The organism is Mucilaginibacter koreensis (genome assembly GCF_054783355.1).
In genome coordinates, this window is the sequence record NZ_BAAGQS010000002.1 from 83346 (window position 1) to 99410 (window position 16065).

A 16065-nucleotide genomic window follows, 5' to 3' on the forward strand; every position below is an offset into this window, starting at 1 on the left:
TTCAGCGCTTTACTAATGCAGAAGTAAAGAGATTGCTTCATTCTTCGCAATGCGGTGGTAAATAAAAAGCGGCCGGTGTGATCACACCGGCCGCTTTTTTATACTTTAAAATTTAACATTTTTGCTATTGCATAGTACTTATAGCCTTGGTAGCTTTATTTTATTCATTGATAAGCATTTGAGGCGTATGAAAAAAATATTACTGTTCGCTGTTGTTTTGCTGGTAAGTGCACACCTTAAGGCACAACAATTGGAAGATAAGCAATTGCTTAAAGCGGACAATGCAATTAGCAAAAGGGCAGCCATTACACTGATGGATACCATATTTAATGTAAAGCCGCTACCCAAAGATGATTTATTGAAAACTTTAGAAAAGCAAAAGGCTTATGCAGCCTTATTACAAAATAGTAGTACTGCTCAAGCTTTTTACAGCCGTATGCCTGTGGCTAAACTGCACAGCGATGATCCTATGCCTATAGCGGGGCGCACTAATAGTACTGCATTTAATATGCCCATCAAAAAAATACAGTTGGTAAAGCCAGATACCGCATATAGAACTATTAATAATAGTCTGGCATTTCCGGCATTAAACGGCAAGGTGGAAAAGTGAGCTTTTGAAGGTTCCTATTAATTATTTCATATAAACGGCGTCAGCATCAGCCTCGCCGGTTTCGCTTAATTCTACTTCCACATGTTCTTTGAGTACGGTAGATAGGGCAATGCCCGAGTAATCGGTACTTACCGGAAAGCTTTTGTGATTGCGGTCAACCAATACTACGGTGCGCAGCTTTTTTAACGGAACATCTAAAAACACACCAAAACCATAGGCCAGTGTTTTGCCACTGTTTAGCACATCATCTACCAAAACTACTGCCTTGTTGCTGCAGGTGTTAATATCTGCATCTGTGCGGGCATTCAGGCTGCTGCTGTGTTTATCAATTTCTATATTCAGCAAAGTGCTTTTAAACGGTGCAATTTCATCTAAACGGTCTTTTAACCGGCGTGCAATCAGGCTGCCTTGGGGCAAAATACCGGCAATTACCAATTCCTGCTCTTCCAGGTTGTCTTCCAGTATCTGGTAGGCAATCCTGTCCAGCTTTTGCTGTATTTGCTGATGGTTAAGAATAAGCAGTTTTTTGTCTGGCATGGTAATAATGATTGCTGTTGCGAATTTATTAAAGTTCCTGTCATTTCGAGCGATAGCGAGAAATCTTCTTCATCAAGTTACTCTGTTGCAGATTTATCGCTTGAAGAAGATTGCTCCCTGCGGTGGAAATGATAAGAAGGTATGAAAATAGTCTACTCCTCCTTATACGGGTAAAATACAAAGTTTGCACCCTCAGGTACAATTACGAACAGGCACATATAATCGTGCGGGTTTTTGTAATTGTCGATGAAGCGCTGTTTAAGCGCTTTATTAATCACGCCACGCTCCATAAATTCCTCAAGGGTAGAAGCCTGTATGGTCCACTCGGTATTTAATTCATGGCGGTCTAAAATCAGTTCACCCAGTTTTACTTCGTGTTGGTGTGCCACAAAAATAGGGTAGGCTGAAAGTCCCTCCACCATAATTTCCACCGCCACCTCGCGGATGGATTCATTATATAACTTTAAATCGGCCTCCAGGCTTTTGAGCGGGCTTGCGCCTTTATCGTCCTGATTGCCGTTTAAATTATGCAGTAATTCTTCAGAGTTCATTTTCTTTCAATGTTAACAGTACTACATTCTCCACATGCTGTGTATGCGGAAACATATCTACCGGCCTGATGCGGGATACCTCATACTTTTCATTCAGGGCCAGCAAATCACGAGCCTGGGTAGCCACATTGCAGCTTACATATACAATTTTAGGCGCTTCAATCTCCAGCAGGCGGGCTACCACGTCGGCATGCATACCAGCACGCGGCGGGTCAGTGATAATCACATCAGGTTTACCATGCTCAGCTACAAAATTGGCGTCCAGTACGTCCTTCATGTCACCGGCATAAAACTCGGTGTTGCTAATGTTGTTAATAGCTGAATTCACTTTCGCGTCTTCAATGGCCGATGGTACATATTCTACCCCAACTACATGGCGTACATGGCGGGCCACAAAGTTAGCAATGGTTCCTGCGCCTGTATATAAATCGTATACCAGTTCATTACCGGTCAGGCCAGCAAACTCGCGGGTAATTTCATATAAGTGCAGTGCTTGTATTGAATTAGTTTGATAAAAAGATTTAGGCCCGATACGGAAATGAATACCTTCCATTTGCTCCATAATGCATTCCGGCCCTTTCCAGGCGATCACTTCCTGGTCAAATATGGTATCGTTCTTTTTCTGGTTTTCGATGTACAGTAATGAGGTAATCTGCGGAAACTTGTGATTTACAAAATCCATCAGCCCTTTAATTTCCTCTTGGCTGGCGTAAGCAAACACCACAATCACCATCAGTTCGCCGGTTGATGAAGTGCGGATAATCAGATTGCGTAATGCACCGGTGTGTGCCTTTAAATCGTAAAAGCTCAAGCCATGCTGCTTGGCATAGTTACGTATGCTGATGCGCAAAATGTTCGACGGATCTGCCTGCAGGTAGCAATGCGAAATATCCAGTATCTTATCAAACCGGCCGGGAATATGATAACCTAAAGCATCCATTTCCAACGGGGCATCAGTGCGGTTTTCACCGTCGGTCAGCCAGCGCTTGTTCGAAAAGGTGTATTCCAGCTTGTTACGATAATAACGATCGGTAGGAGAGGGCAAAATGGATTCCATGTTACTAACATCCACTTTAGCCAGTCGGCTCAGGGCATCACCTACGGTTTTTTGCTTAAACTGCAATTGCGCCTCGTAAGTCATGTGCTGCCATTTACAGCCACCGCAAACGCCGAAATGCTCACAAAAAGGTTCGGTACGGTGTTCAGATGGCTGAATCAGTTTGCTGATTTTGCCTTCACCAAAGTTTTTCTTTTTACGGTATACTTCAATGTCGGCTACATCGCCGGGTACGGCTTTTTCTACAAATAGTACCAGTTCTTCCGCTTTGCCTACACCTTTGCCTTCTTCGGCAATATCAATAATAGTTACGTTTTCAAATAGCTTGTTAGCTGCAGCTTTTCTCCTCATATACGACTGCAAATTTAGCTAAATATTTAGGCGTAACATTTAATTTTTAACAGGAGGTGTTGAGTAAGTGTTAATTGTGGATGAAAGCTGATTTTGTACGTAAGGGTGTTATTTGAGGGACACTTGCTCAGATAGTATCTGATTGAATATAGGTAGCACTAAACAATAAGTGTTCTGTATAATGCATCAATAAACACATTGTAAAGCAGTAGCAGTGCTGTTATGCTCCGCCAGTCCCGCTATCCGCTGCAAGTTCTCGTTGCACTGCGGGCTTTACGCTGCCATCGGGTTTAGTTTGCAATGGATTGTGCGTTGGAAAATACAGGCTACACAAAGGCGCAAAGCAGTATTATACATCCATGTAATGCAGCAGATGCTCAGTAGTTAATGATGCAATGCCAAATGTAATTGCAACCCAGCTTACTCGAACAAGCGCATGATAAATTTCCAGAAAGCTTCGGCTTGCTCAATTTCTATCAGCTGTTCCAATTCCTGCAATTCACATTGTTCATCAATGCTGTCTGAAAATTCAATTAATTCGCGGCTCATAGGTACCTCCAAAATTTATTATGCTAACATAATAAAAATTATACCAAAAACCAAAACGGTATACTGATTTATTTAAAAGAAATTTAAGTGGTAGTAAAAAAGAGCCGGGCTAAAGGAAAAGAAGATAAGGTTTAGGCAACAAACTAACTATTGGTGATAAGGTTGCGCTTTCCCGATAGGTGCCCGGCTCTTGGTTTTGTTAATGCTTGTCCCAGTTGATTTTTCTGGAGAAATACATTAATGTGGCTACAATAAAGAACAATGCTATACTTCCTATCAATAAAGACAGTTCTTCGAGCTGTATAATGACATAGATAAAACCATAAAAGAAGGTAAGTATGAGGCCGAACAGCAGCGCAACCGAGCGGTTATGCATCAGCGATGATGTAAACCAGGCAATGAGGCTGATGGTGGCTACAGAAGAAACCAAGTAGGCCCAGTCGTAGCCTATATGTTCGGCGAAAGACAGGAGCAGGGTATAATAAATTACCATGGCCGCCCCAATGAGTATATAATTAAATACATGAATGTTCTGCTTACGGATAAGCTCTGTTAAAAACAGCGATACAAATGTGAGGAGGATAATTAATGATGAGTATTTGGTAGTACGCATTGTTTTGCGGTACTGGTCAACCGGTAGCTGGAATTTCACGCCGAAGGTAGCTTCATTAACAGCTTTTTCATTGCTTAGCAGAGCTTCGTTACCTGTCCATTGTTGCGGAAACGGTCGGTTATAGTACAATGCACGCCAGTGTGCACTTGAGCCGCTGGTATCAGCACTGTGGCGGTCTGGTAAGTAATTGCCGCTATAGGTCGGGCTCTTCCAGTCGCTGGTAACAACAACATCAGTGGTTTTGCCGGTGTGCAAAAAGTTAAGTGCTTCGCTGCCATTAAGATCAAGTGTGAAGTTGAAGTTAAAATTGTCGGTATCTGGCAAGGTAATGTTAGCTTGCAAACCATTATTGAACAACGCTTGTTCGCCAAATACAGGCTGCACATTTACCGATTGCCCCTTCAAGTGAATTACAGGATTACTTTTCAATCCCTTTAAATCGGAAAGCCCAAAGGTGATGTAAGCCTTGCCGGTTTGTAAATCCTCAGGCTTGATGCCATTTTGAGTTAATGCCGACCGGATAAAATTGCCGCTTACCTGTATTTTAGATTGGTAAACAGTAGCATCCATAACGCCCCGATGGAATATTTCAGTCTTCACTTTGGCGTTGATACTTAGATTTTCGGGTAAGAGATATAAGTTTTGGGTAATAAGCCCATTCTTGCCATCAGTATGCGTGTAAGGGACAACCAGTACAGGCCCCATAAAGGTTTGCGCTTTCGACCACTTATTGGCCGTGCTGTTTTGAGTAGTTTGTAAAGCATATTCTCGTTCGGTGATCATGCTCTGTATCCAGGAAGACGGAATGAGCAGTAATAAAATTAGTGCAGTGATAATGGCCAGCTTGATAATAACTGCGTTTTTGCCGGCAGTTGGCGTTTGTTGATATTCAGTTTCCATGTTTATATATTAAAAGTACTTTGTATTTCAGAGTAAATGAATAAAAAAAAGTCTTACAATTTCTGTTGTTTAATTAAAGCTTCTAACGCTGCTAAATGCTGCTTAAAGGCAGTTTTGCCTTTCTCTGATGCTGAATAGTTAGTATTAGGTTTACGGCCTAAAAACGATTTGTTCACGGTAATATATTCTTCTTTTTCCAAACCTTTAAGGTGCGAGGCCAGGTTACCGTCGGTTACTTCCAACAGCTCTTTCAATGAGTTAAAATCATAGCGTTCGTTCACCATCAGCACGCTCATGATCTGTAGCCTGATGCGGTTCTCGAAAGCTTTATCCAGTTGTTCGAAAGGTATTTTCACCGGTCGTATTTTAAATACATACTCCAACCATACACAATATGCAATACACCAAAGCCTACGGCCCAAAACAGTAACCCATAACCCGGATAACAAGCGGCCAGCAAACCCAGCACAATTTCTGATATGCCCAGATAGCGCAAATCATTATAGGTGAAATTGCTGCAACTGATTAAGCTTAAGCCGTAAAACATCAGCATTGCGGGTGCAATAATACCAAAGTATCCGCGGCTCAACATAATCAGGGTAAAAATTCCGCCGGTAAAAAGGGGAACAGCCATATAAAATAGCAACTGGCGGCTAACAGGTGTCCAAAATTGCTGCCGCTTTTTCTGAGCTTTACGATAGGTAAGCCACAAGCCTGTAGAAACTGAGGCTACCAACACCAAAATTGAAATGAATATCAACTGCATCCTAATTTGGTGATTAGGGATATAGAAAGGACGGTAACCAAAAAAGCCATAATCCTGGTAAACCAGGCCATAAGCCAGTACTGCACCAATAAGGGCATATACACCAGCCAGTACGCCCGATAAGCCGCTCAGGGAAATAAACTTTGAAGAACGCTCCATCAGGTTGCGGATGGAAGCTAAATCATCTTGCAGTTGATCTTCTTGCATGTGAAAGTGCTTTGTATTGCAAAGTTATTGATTGTGTTTGAATGTGCAAGAGATTTATAAAATGATTTAATTAAATATAAATACTATTCACCACGTCATTGATTCGTCCTTCGCAATTACGCATTGGACTTATTAAAGCAAAAAAGGCGGCTCTATTTGAGCCGCCTTTTAATTGCAATTAACAACAAGGTTTAATTAATAACTCGTTGGATTATCTGCTTTTTTCAACGTTCCATTGGTATAGAGCAGCGGATTTACCTTTTTGGTATCACCCTGATATACCCAAACAATGTTGCCAATGTATTTCCTGAAGGCATCATTCACATCATTTACACTCAGTTTCTTTACGTCGTCTACCATGGTTAATGAACGTTTCCAGTTATTGAACAATATCTCGTTCGAGAGCATGGAAGAGGCTTGAGCCGAGTTAGTTTCCTGGCGATAGTAAAAACCGGTGAGGTAAGTTACCTTCATGTTTTTTACTTCAGCGGCGGTAAAGCCTTCCGTTTTTATTTTATCTACCAGTTTGTCAAACACAGCTATGTACTTGTCAGGCTGAGTGGTAGATACCGAAAAACGTGCCGTAGCATTGGTGCCGCCGCTAAACCATGACTGCGGTGCATAAGACAAGCCATTATTGGTGCGTACATCTAAGAAGTGACGATCGGCAAAAATTCGCATAGCTACATTAAAAGCATCATAATCAGGTGTGCCGGGCGAAGGTCCGCTGGTCACACCTTCTACATAGTTAGTGGCCAGTTCTCTGGGCTCAGCCGAGAATGTGTTTTTATAAGCCCTGAAAAATGATTTTTTTAACTCATAAGGTGCACCCTGCTTTACGCTGGCCAGCATTGCTTTTACATTATTTTCAATTACTGATTTATCTAAATCAGCTATTACTACAATCACCAAGCGTGACTTGGTTAATATGGACTGATAATAAGCTTTGGTTTCGGCAGCAGTCAGTTTTTGCAGGTTTTCTACAGTTCCGCTGGGGTTTTTAGCATAATCGCGGCCTGCAAAAGCTACTTTATTGGCATAGTTGTCAATAGCAGCATCGGGTTGTGATTCCTGGCCTTTCAGGTTGTTGATAGCATCCTGTTTAATACGGGCAAACTCCTTTTCATCAAAGCGGGGCTGGGTAATGGCGTCAGCGTATAAAGGCCAAACCACATTAAAATCGCTCTTGATGCAATTCATCCGGATGACCGAAAAATCTTTGCTGGCATAACCGTATACCTGGGCGCTTACTTTGTCCAGTTTGTTTTTAAAGCTGTTCTTGTCATCTTTTACCGTTCCGCATTCGGTAAGGGCATTCAGCGCCATGGCTTCAATGCCTGCTTTGCTGGCCGGGTAATTTTGAACGCCGCCTTTAATCGCAGTTTGTATTTCTACAATATCATTGCCGCTGGGTTGCACAATTACTTTTACGCCGCTTACCTGCATCTCGTAAGGTTCTTTTTGTGCCTGGGCGGCTTTGCTGTTTACCAATAGGGTAAGGGCTAATGCGATGCCTAAATATTTTTTCATGTGTGTAAGGTTTAAGGTTATTTGGCTGCAAATACCGCAGGTACATTAAATTGTTTACTTAACTCGGGTTTAATTACAATGCCCGAAACCAGTGGCTTGCCGGTAATATAGGTGCTGATGTAGCGGTCTATATCAGCACGGGTTATCTTTTGATAGTTGCTGGTAATATCGGTGCCAAAATCTAATGAAGCGCTGCACCACCAAAAGCTAAGCTGGCTGGCTAATGACGAAGGTTTCTCTTTTTCGCGACTAGCATTACGCAGTAGTATAGCTTTAGCATCGGCCAATTGACCGTCGGTATAATAACCGGGTTTACTCCATAACGCAACTTGTTTGTTCACCTCATCATAACACTCTTTTATTTTGTTGGGGTTTGGTACCACAAACAACTCAATAGAGCCGGTATAACGGGTGGTACTATAGCTTACATCAGCCGAAGAAGCCAAACCGGTGTTTACCAGTGCCTGCTGAAGTTTGGATGAGTTTAATCTTAAAACGGTAGAGAATACATCTGCCGCTATGGTTGATGCAGAATCGCGCAGGTAAGACGGGCCTTGCCAGGCGATTTCCATATAAGGGGTTTGGGCAATGGATGATTCCTTTACAAAGTACTCGCTTTTCTTAAGCGGCGGGAAAGGTGGAATAGGATATTTTACATTAGGATCAACACCACTGCTGGCCCAGTCGCCAAAAATCTTTTCGGCCATGGCAAAAGCCTGGTCGTGCTTAACATCACCTACTATGGTGAGCAGGCTGTTATTGGGCAGGTAGTATTTATCCTTGATAATCATCATTTTTTCAGGCGTTGCTGTGTTGATGATTTCGTGAATACCGATAGGCATTTTGCGGGTAATCAGATCGCCCCAAAGTTTCTTGTTAATTTCATAATACAATTGAAAGCCGGGATCGCTTTCTGCGCGCTGAAATTCACCATCAACTACCGGACGTTCTTTTTTCATGTCCTCTTCACGGTAGATAGGGTAACGAATGGCGGCGTTCATGAATTTCAAACCTGCGTTCAGGCTATCTCGGTCGAAGGTGAAAAAGTAGTTGACACGCTCAACACCGGTAGTGCCGTTCCAGATGGCCCCCAATTCCTGCGTGCGTTTTAGAAAACTGGCCTGATCAGGGTAGTCTTTGTTGGCCTTAAAAAACATGTGCTCAAACAGGTGAGAGAGGCCGCTGTATTCCGGGCCTTCGGTGTAAGCACCATTTTTTACCGCAATTTCAATTGTGGCTAATGGTACCTTGCTGTTTTCAATAACTACTACTTCAAGTCCGTTAGGAAGTTTTTTCCAGAAGTAACCCTCCGGCAGGCGGGGCTGTGCGTAAGCACACACCATGCTAAAGATGCCTAAGGCACCTAAAACCGCCTTTTTTAAAAAAGATGAGGTCATAAAAGCTTAAGATTTAGTGTGACATCCTAAAAATAGCATAATTCTTCGGCCTCAAACAGGTTATTAACAAAAAATAACAAAAAAGCCCCACTTTTTGGTGGGGCTTATACGAGGGAATAAAATTTCTTTTAAACGGTTAATGCTGCTTTTACCAGATAGGGTAATATTTCTTTTTGAAAGGAGACAAAGTTCTTACGCACGTCAGCGTCACTTACAGAGGTAAAAGCAAAGCTGAATACGATACTTTTACTGCATTTAATCAAAAAGCGAAGGCGTTGCTGATAACTTTCGGGCCGGCGCATATCGGCCAGGCGGGTAAAAGAAGTGACCAGCAAATCTTCCAGCTCGTTAGATAAGTTCTTTAAGAAGGCTTGAGAGTTAGCTGATTCACGGATGAAATCCCAACCGATAAACTCGTTGCATATGGTGTATGACAGGCGACTGGTTTTCATAATGAGGTTTGACAAGTGCGTTTCCTCATCGGGCATCGGGCTGTTACCATCTACCAAATCATTTACGCTTACGCGGATGTAATCCATCAGCAGGGCGTGCAGTACTTCTTCTTTGCTATCGAAATATTTGTAAATGGTAGCCTTGGCAATTTTGGCTTTCTTGGCAATTTCGTTAACGCTGGTTTTGTGATAACCGAACTTGCGGAATAACTCTTGCGAGGCCCGCTTGATGGTTTCTTTAATTTTATCGGCTTCCATGTATCAGTTCGTCACAAATATCTGAAAATTATATACATAGGCATTGTACACTTTTAATGATTTGGTAGCCGGTGCTTTCACCGGCGAGCCATCAGCAATAGAAAACTTAGAGCCGCTGCAAGGGTCGGTTAATGTAAGGCCGGTATTGTCAATAATTACAGCGCACTTGTTTTGCGGGTTGTAGCTGCTACAGCGGTCAAACGCTGCATAGCTGCCATCCGGCTTATGGTAAATCACCAGTCCGGCCACGCCGTAGCCGTTAATTAATACCGAGCCACCAACAGCACTCAGGGCACTTACACGCGGGTCAGAAAGCGGAGTTTGAAAATAAACGCTTACCGTAGGTACATAGCTGCCATCATCTTTACCACACGAAATCAAACCCAGCATCAAAACAATGGCAATTGCTTTTATACCTTTCAGCATACTTATATTACTTCAGTTTTAAACTGTTTCAGGAAACGGACATCGTTCTCTGAGAACAGGCGTAAATCGCGGATGACATATTTCAGATTGGTAATGCGCTCGATACCCATACCGAAGGCAAAACCTGTGTATTTTTGGCTATCTATGCCGCAGTTCTCCAGTACATTAGGGTCAACCATGCCACAACCTAAAATTTCTACCCAGCCGGTATATTTACACATGTTACAGCCCGATCCTTTGCAAATGGTGCAAGAAATATCCATTTCGGCCGATGGCTCGGTAAACGGGAAATAAGACGGGCGGAAACGTACCTGTGTGCCTTCACCATATAGTTCCTGTACGAAATGATACAGCGTTTGTTTCAAATCAGCAAACGATACATTTTCATCTACATACAAACCTTCTACCTGATGAAAGAAGCAATGCGCACGGGCGGAGATGGCTTCGTTGCGATATACGCGGCCTGGCATAATAGCGCGAAAGGGCGGTTTGCCATTTTCCATCATGCGCACCTGTACCGATGAGGTATGGGTACGCAGGGCAATGTCATCAGTACCGTTGTTCTTTTTGATAAAGAACGTGTCCTGCATATCACGCGCCGGGTGTTCAGGCGGGAAGTTCAGGGCGGAGAAATTGTGCCAATCGTCCTCAATTTCAGGCCCTTCGGCTACCACAAAGCCTAGGCGCTTAAAGATGTCAATCATCTCATTACGCACCAGTTGCAGCGGATGTCGCGAGCCTATGGCAAAACCTTCGCCCGGCAGGGTAAGATCAACATCTGTGGCTAAGTTTTGAACAGCCGAATCAAAATGCTCTTTCAGTTCGGTATACCTGGTTTCAGTTAACTGCTTAAACTGGTTCAGCACTTTACCCAAAGTACGTTTTTCTTCGGGCGTGGTACTTTTAAACTGCTCAAATAAATCTTTAATCAGTCCTTTAGTACCCAAATATTTAATGCGGAAGGTTTCCAGTTCTTCGGCATTAGCCGGAGCGAAAGCGTTTACTTTTGCGGTATATTGATCAATTAATGTTTGCATTTATAATATAGTTCTTAGGTATTGCTCAGAAGTGAGTACAGGCAGATTAAATTTTTTGTAATGCTTAGTATTACGGCTGATAATTAAATCGCAATTATTGTCTTTGGCAATGTAGTACTGAATACTGTCTTCAAAATCAGTATGATTACTATCAAGTCCCTGATTGATATGCAAGGCATCCAGCGACAATAAGCGAATAATTTTAAGCATACTTTTTAAGTTGCTTTTGGCTTCCGTGTTGCCAAATTTTTTTCTGATAATATAATGAATGTTTGCCACAATTAAAGTTGAGGTATGAAGCTGAATTCGATTGTTTTCAGCTTCATTCAACAGATATTCGCTGTAGTCGGCAAACGGTGTACGATCTAACAAAAAATCCAATAATACATCACTGTCTACAAAGATTTTTTTATAGGCCATGTTTCTCCTTTAAATATTCATACTTGGCATCCCAAATGTTAACATCATCTGAAACTTTGCTTTTCAAAATCCCCCTAAGCTTTTTCAATTCAGCTGAAGTATTCACTGACTTTATTTTCTCCAAAAAATCATTATTCTCAACAGTTTCCTGCGTCGCAGTGCTTTTTATAAAATCAGAGAACAACTTAGATATGCTTACCTGATGTGCCGATGCATACCGCTTGGCTTTAGCAATTATATCAGCATCTACGCTTAATGTTAGTTTCGAAGTAGCCATTGCACTGAAGTTTATACGTACAAATATAATTAATTTATACGTATCATTTAATTACGCCTAATTCTTTACCCACTTTGGTAAAGGCGGTAATTGCTTTATCCAAATGCTCCTGCTCATGAGCAGCTGAAATTTGTACACGTATACGGGCTTTACCCTGCGGCACTACCGGGTAATAAAATCCAATCACATAAATACCTTCCTGCAGCATACGGGCGGCAAACTCCTGTGCCAACTTAGCATCATACAGCATTACGGGCACAATAGGGTGTACGCCGGGCTTAATATCAAAGCCAGCCTTGGTCATCTTCTCGCGGAAATATTGGGTATTGTTTTCCAGTTTGTCGCGCAGGGTGGTGGCTTCGCTCAGCATATCCAATACTTTAATAGAGGCGCCGGCAATAGAAGGTGCTAAAGTATTAGAGAACAAATATGGGCGTGAGCGCTGGCGCAGCATGTCAATGATTTCCTTACGACCCGAAGTAAAGCCGCCGGAAGCACCGCCTAATGCCTTACCCAGCGTGCCGGTAATGATATCAATACTGCCCATTACATGGTGATGCTCATGTGTACCCCGGCCGGTTTTACCCATAAAACCTGAACAGTGCGATTCATCAATCATCACGAGGGCTTTATATTGGTCGGCCAGGTCACAAATTTTATCTAATTGTGCAATGGTGCCATCCATTGAAAAAGCACCATCGGTTACAATAATGCGGTGACGCAGGCCTTGGGTAGCTTTTAGCTTTTCTTCCAAATCAGACATGTCATCGTGCTTGTAACGGTGGCGCTGTGCTTTGCAAAGGCGTATGCCGTCAATAATAGAGGCATGGTTCAGTTCGTCAGAAATAATGGCATCCTGCTCATTAAACAGGGGTTCAAACACACCGCCGTTGGCATCAAAGGCCGCAGCGTATAGGATAGTATCTTCGGTGCCTAAAAACTCCGATAGCTTTCTTTCCAGTTCTTTATGAATATCCTGCGTACCGCAAATAAAGCGTACCGATGATAAGCCGTAACCATGGCTGTCAATAGCCTCTTTGGCAGCTTCAATTACTTTAGGGTTCGAGGAAAGGCCCAGGTAATTGTTAGCGCAAAAGTTGATTACCTCCTGGCCGCCCTGCACTTCAATATCAGCGCCCTGTGGCGAGGTAATTACTCTTTCTTTCTTATATAAACCGGCGTTCTTAATGTCGGTAAGCTCCTGTTGTAAAACAGGTTTCAGGGTTTCATACATAATGGTTAATGTTTGGGGCAAAGGTAAGCAATAGGCGGTAAATGAGGTTCATATCATCGTAACAATGAAATAAAACTGCTGCGTATCAAACATTTTACGTGTAATGGGTTATATACTAAATTACCATGATCAGATATTTTTTCCTTTTTTTCATCAGCCTCGTGGCTGTGCAGGCTTCTGCGCAGCAACAATATTTGCTTTCAGGCCGCATTACCGATAATGAGAATAAGCCGGTTTCATTTGCTTCGGTTTACATTAGTAACACCACCTATGGTACCTCGGCCAACCAGGAGGGACGCTATCAGTTCAAATTATCGCCGGGTACATATACGGTGGTATACCGCAATGTAGGTTATATTGAAAAAAAGGTGCGGCTAACTATTACTAACCGCGATGTAGTACAAAACCAGCAATTGCAGCTCGAAACCTTTCAATTACAGGCGGTAGAAATTAGCGGCGATACCACTAATCCCGGTGCCCGTATCATCCGTAAGGTAATTGATAATCGCGAGCGGTATCTGAGCCAGGTAAAACAATATTCGTGTGTGGTGTATGTAAAAGGTGTACAGCAACTGGTAAGCGTACCTAAAGCGGTAATCAGAAATAAATTTGCCCGCCGTTTTGCCCGCCGTTTGCAAATTGATACCACCAATGGTAAGGGAATCATTTATCAGTCCGAATCTATCTCTACCTTCAGCTTTGAGCAGCCTCGTCACATTAAGGAAGTAATGATTTCCTCAAAAACGGCAGGTCAGAATAATTCCTTCAGTTATAACCGGGCGGCCGATTTACAAATAAATTTCTATGAAAATACAGCTGTAATCAGCGGCGTTAGCCCCAAAGCGTTTATTTCGCCTGTGGCAGATAATGCTTTAGATCATTACAGCTACCGTTTGGTAGGTACTTCGGTAGAAGATGGCAGGGTAATTTATAAAATACTGGCCATGCCTACCCGTGAGCATGACCAGGCTTACCGTGGGTTTGTATATGTAATTAAAGATGACTGGCGCATTTATGGTATTGATATGTACATTACCAAGCAGGCCAATATCAATTTTGTGGATACCCTGAACATTACCCAGCAGTTTGTGCCTGTGCGCGATACAGTATGGATGCCCATCACTACCCAGTTTGATTTTAAAGGCGATGCCCTGGGCGTAAAGTTTAAAGGTTATTACCTGGGTGTATATAATAATTACAACATCAATCCGCAATTCAGCCCTAAGTATTTTGATGGTGAGGTGCTGCGTATTGATACCAATGCCAATCAAAAACCCAATGGCTACTGGGCCCACAACCGCCCGGTACCGCTTACTGCGCTTGAAGCGGTAGATTACCGGAAGAAGGACAGTGTAGCTGAAATCAGAAACCAGCCCGAATACATTGATTCATTGGAAAACCGGCAGAATAAATTCAGAGTGCTCCGGTATATCACTTTGGGTTATCAGCATTATAACCGTGATACCCGTTCTTCAGTATATGTATATCCCATTTATGAGCAGATATTTTATAATACAGTACAGGGCTGGGGTGTTAATCCTAAAATTACTTACCTAAAAGGTTTTGACAACCGCCAGAGCATCAGCATTACGCCAGCCCTTCGTTACGGCTTTACCGAAAAGAAACTTGATGCCAACTTAACGGTAAGCTATAATTACGATCCTGACCATCAGGGTTACTGGTTTTTGCGCGGTGGTAGCGATGTGCTCGATCTAAGTAACGTGGGCACACGCAGTATCCCGTTCAATAGTATAAGTACTTTGTTGTATGGTAACAATTATGTAAAGTACTACCGCTCACAATTTGGTTTGGTAGGCTGGCAACGCGAAGTATCAAACGGCGTAGTGGTTTATGCAGGGTTATCTTATGCCAATCGTCAACAGTTGGTCAACCAATCCTTCAACCGCATTTTTTATCAGGACAGGGCTTACCGCGCCAACAGTTCTTTAGGCCCCGATGGTATTTACCGCAATACTGAAGTGCCACCTGAAGCGTACGTAGAGCGTAAAATATTTGATGAAAACCAAGCTTTAACTTTTAAGGCTTCAGTAAACATCACCTTTGATCAGCAGTATCAAACCCGGCCTGAAGGTAAAATATATGAGCCTTCTAAATTGCCTACTCTACAGGTAACTTACCGTAAAGGTATTAACCACCTGCTGGGGTCTGATGTAAATTACGATTTGGTATCGGCCAGTATTTACCAGAACCGGCTTGGCTTTGGTTTATGGGGCTACTCCAGCTATAAACTTACCATCGGTAGTTTCCTGAACCACCAATCACTGTACTTTATGGATTACAATCACTTTTTGGGTAACCAGGGTACGGTATTTAATCCAGATATCGGCAATTTCCACTACCTGCCGTTTTATGCCAACAGTGCCAACCGCAACTTTTTGGAAGCTCACTATGAGCATAACTTTACCGGCAGATTGTTAGGGGAGGTTCCATATATCAGGAGATTGAAAATAGAAACCATTGCAGGTTTAAACTATCTATATGCCAATAACGCTCCCATCACCGCTGATCCTTATTTTCAGGGCAATGCAGTACGTAATTATGTAGAAGGTTATGTAGGTATCAAGCGCTTCTTCTTCCGTATTGATTATGGTGTGGCTTTCCGTGCAGGCCAAAAATTTGCACAAGGCATACGTATATTCTATGGTATTAAATAAGATGTGTTTGGATGTGCAGATGCATTTGATGTGCAGATGTGCAAGTATGCAGATGTGCAGATGATTTTTTTGATGTGTTAATGATTTATTCTATTTCATCAAAACAATAATCTAACAAGGCAATTCCCTTTATCTGCACATCTGCACATCTGCACATCTGCACATCTGCACATCTGCACATCTGCACATCTGCACATCTGCACATCTTTTTGTATATT

General features: G+C 42.5%; 17 protein-coding genes. 2 read left to right on the plus strand and 15 right to left on the minus strand.

The features are described from left to right. Positions 1-187 precede the first annotated feature (187 nt). A complete protein-coding gene (locus ACYVNW_RS16930) occupies positions 188-610 on the plus strand; it encodes a hypothetical protein (protein WP_460681102.1) in 423 nt (140 codons plus the stop codon). A gap of 21 nt (positions 611-631) precedes the next feature. Here the strand turns inward: ACYVNW_RS16930 and ACYVNW_RS16935 are convergent, their stop codons facing one another. From ACYVNW_RS16935 to kbl, 15 genes are all read right to left on the minus strand, one after another. After that, positions 632-1147 carry a phosphoribosyltransferase family protein gene (locus ACYVNW_RS16935; RefSeq protein WP_460681103.1) on the minus strand — a complete coding sequence of 172 codons (516 nt, stop codon included), beginning with the start codon at positions 1145-1147 and terminating at the stop codon, positions 632-634. A 152-nt stretch (positions 1148-1299) separates the two neighbouring features. Continuing rightward, entirely contained in the window at positions 1300-1698 is a 399-nt protein-coding gene (locus ACYVNW_RS16940) for a hypothetical protein (RefSeq protein ID WP_460681104.1), read from the minus strand. After that, positions 1688-3106, minus strand: a complete 1419-nt coding sequence (rlmD, locus tag ACYVNW_RS16945) for a 23S rRNA (uracil(1939)-C(5))-methyltransferase RlmD (protein ID WP_460681105.1) — start codon at positions 3104-3106, stop codon at positions 1688-1690. Before rlmD ends, ACYVNW_RS16940 begins: the two co-directional genes overlap by 11 nt. A 420-nt stretch (positions 3107-3526) precedes the next feature. After that, positions 3527-3655: a hypothetical protein gene (locus tag ACYVNW_RS16950; RefSeq protein WP_460681106.1), complete on the minus strand. Its 129-nt coding sequence runs from the start codon at positions 3653-3655 to the stop codon at positions 3527-3529. A 199-nt stretch (positions 3656-3854) separates the two neighbouring features. Then, positions 3855-5168: a cell envelope integrity protein CreD gene (creD, locus tag ACYVNW_RS16955; protein ID WP_460681107.1), complete on the minus strand. Its 1314-nt coding sequence runs from the start codon at positions 5166-5168 to the stop codon at positions 3855-3857. A gap of 53 nt (positions 5169-5221) precedes the next feature. Beyond that, positions 5222-5524 carry a winged helix-turn-helix domain-containing protein gene (locus ACYVNW_RS16960; protein WP_460681108.1) on the minus strand — a complete coding sequence of 101 codons (303 nt, stop codon included), beginning with the start codon at positions 5522-5524 and terminating at the stop codon, positions 5222-5224. Continuing rightward, the gene (locus tag ACYVNW_RS16965; protein ID WP_460681109.1) at positions 5521-6141 is read right to left on the minus strand and encodes a hypothetical protein; all 621 of its coding nucleotides are present in this window, start codon (positions 6139-6141) and stop codon (positions 5521-5523) included. Before ACYVNW_RS16965 ends, ACYVNW_RS16960 begins: the two co-directional genes overlap by 4 nt. Before the next feature lie 195 nt (positions 6142-6336). Further along, positions 6337-7671, minus strand: a complete 1335-nt coding sequence (locus tag ACYVNW_RS16970; RefSeq protein WP_460681110.1) for a M16 family metallopeptidase — start codon at positions 7669-7671, stop codon at positions 6337-6339. Between the two features lie 17 nt (positions 7672-7688). Further along, complete coding sequence (locus ACYVNW_RS16975; protein WP_460681111.1) at positions 7689-9068, minus strand: M16 family metallopeptidase; 1380 nt, start codon at positions 9066-9068, stop codon at positions 7689-7691. A gap of 128 nt (positions 9069-9196) precedes the next feature. Continuing rightward, positions 9197-9778 carry a TetR/AcrR family transcriptional regulator gene (locus ACYVNW_RS16980; protein ID WP_460681112.1) on the minus strand — a complete coding sequence of 194 codons (582 nt, stop codon included), beginning with the start codon at positions 9776-9778 and terminating at the stop codon, positions 9197-9199. A gap of 3 nt (positions 9779-9781) precedes the next feature. Continuing rightward, entirely contained in the window at positions 9782-10204 is a 423-nt protein-coding gene (locus tag ACYVNW_RS16985) for a Rieske (2Fe-2S) protein (RefSeq protein ID WP_460681113.1), read from the minus strand. Between the two features lie 2 nt (positions 10205-10206). Beyond that, positions 10207-11241 (minus strand): phenylalanine--tRNA ligase subunit alpha, encoded by a 1035-nt coding sequence (gene pheS, locus ACYVNW_RS16990; protein WP_460681114.1) that lies wholly within the window; start codon positions 11239-11241, stop codon positions 10207-10209. After that, positions 11242-11661 carry a type II toxin-antitoxin system VapC family toxin gene (locus ACYVNW_RS16995; protein WP_460681115.1) on the minus strand — a complete coding sequence of 140 codons (420 nt, stop codon included), beginning with the start codon at positions 11659-11661 and terminating at the stop codon, positions 11242-11244. It lies immediately after the preceding gene. Further along, complete coding sequence (locus ACYVNW_RS17000; protein WP_460681116.1) at positions 11651-11938, minus strand: DUF6364 family protein; 288 nt, start codon at positions 11936-11938, stop codon at positions 11651-11653. The genes ACYVNW_RS16995 and ACYVNW_RS17000 overlap by 11 nt, the downstream gene beginning before the upstream one ends. A gap of 43 nt (positions 11939-11981) precedes the next feature. Then, positions 11982-13172, minus strand: a complete 1191-nt coding sequence (gene kbl / locus ACYVNW_RS17005) for a glycine C-acetyltransferase (RefSeq protein ID WP_460681375.1) — start codon at positions 13170-13172, stop codon at positions 11982-11984. A gap of 125 nt (positions 13173-13297) precedes the next feature. On the opposite strand from kbl, the gene ACYVNW_RS17010 reads away from it, so the two are divergent. Continuing rightward, on the plus strand, positions 13298-15847 hold the full coding sequence (locus tag ACYVNW_RS17010) for a DUF5686 and carboxypeptidase regulatory-like domain-containing protein (RefSeq protein ID WP_460681117.1): 2550 nt from the start codon (positions 13298-13300) through the stop codon (positions 15845-15847). Positions 15848-16065 lie beyond the last annotated feature (218 nt).

Bases quoted from the DNA above. Each gene is read 5' to 3' on its own strand.
- ACYVNW_RS16935 (WP_460681103.1), bottom strand. From the start codon at position 1,147: ATGCCAGACAAAAAACTGCTTATTCTTAACCATCAGCAAATACAGCAA.
- ACYVNW_RS16970 (WP_460681110.1), bottom strand. From the start codon at position 7,671: ATGAAAAAATATTTAGGCATCGCATTAGCCCTTACCCTATTGGTAAAC.
- pheS (WP_460681114.1), bottom strand. From the start codon at position 11,241: ATGCAAACATTAATTGATCAATATACCGCAAAAGTAAACGCTTTCGCT.
- ACYVNW_RS16950 (WP_460681106.1), bottom strand. From the start codon at position 3,655: ATGAGCCGCGAATTAATTGAATTTTCAGACAGCATTGATGAACAATGT.
- creD (WP_460681107.1), bottom strand. From the start codon at position 5,168: ATGGAAACTGAATATCAACAAACGCCAACTGCCGGCAAAAACGCAGTT.
- ACYVNW_RS16985 (WP_460681113.1), bottom strand. From the start codon at position 10,204: ATGCTGAAAGGTATAAAAGCAATTGCCATTGTTTTGATGCTGGGTTTG.
- rlmD (WP_460681105.1), bottom strand. From the start codon at position 3,106: ATGAGGAGAAAAGCTGCAGCTAACAAGCTATTTGAAAACGTAACTATT.
- ACYVNW_RS16980 (WP_460681112.1), bottom strand. From the start codon at position 9,778: ATGGAAGCCGATAAAATTAAAGAAACCATCAAGCGGGCCTCGCAAGAG.
- ACYVNW_RS16995 (WP_460681115.1), bottom strand. From the start codon at position 11,661: ATGGCCTATAAAAAAATCTTTGTAGACAGTGATGTATTATTGGATTTT.
- ACYVNW_RS16940 (WP_460681104.1), bottom strand. From the start codon at position 1,698: ATGAACTCTGAAGAATTACTGCATAATTTAAACGGCAATCAGGACGAT.
- ACYVNW_RS17010 (WP_460681117.1), top strand. From the start codon at position 13,298: ATGATCAGATATTTTTTCCTTTTTTTCATCAGCCTCGTGGCTGTGCAG.
- ACYVNW_RS16930 (WP_460681102.1), top strand. From the start codon at position 188: ATGAAAAAAATATTACTGTTCGCTGTTGTTTTGCTGGTAAGTGCACAC.
- ACYVNW_RS16965 (WP_460681109.1), bottom strand. From the start codon at position 6,141: ATGCAAGAAGATCAACTGCAAGATGATTTAGCTTCCATCCGCAACCTG.
- ACYVNW_RS16975 (WP_460681111.1), bottom strand. From the start codon at position 9,068: ATGACCTCATCTTTTTTAAAAAAGGCGGTTTTAGGTGCCTTAGGCATC.
- ACYVNW_RS17000 (WP_460681116.1), bottom strand. From the start codon at position 11,938: ATGGCTACTTCGAAACTAACATTAAGCGTAGATGCTGATATAATTGCT.
- kbl (WP_460681375.1), bottom strand. From the start codon at position 13,172: ATGTATGAAACCCTGAAACCTGTTTTACAACAGGAGCTTACCGACATT.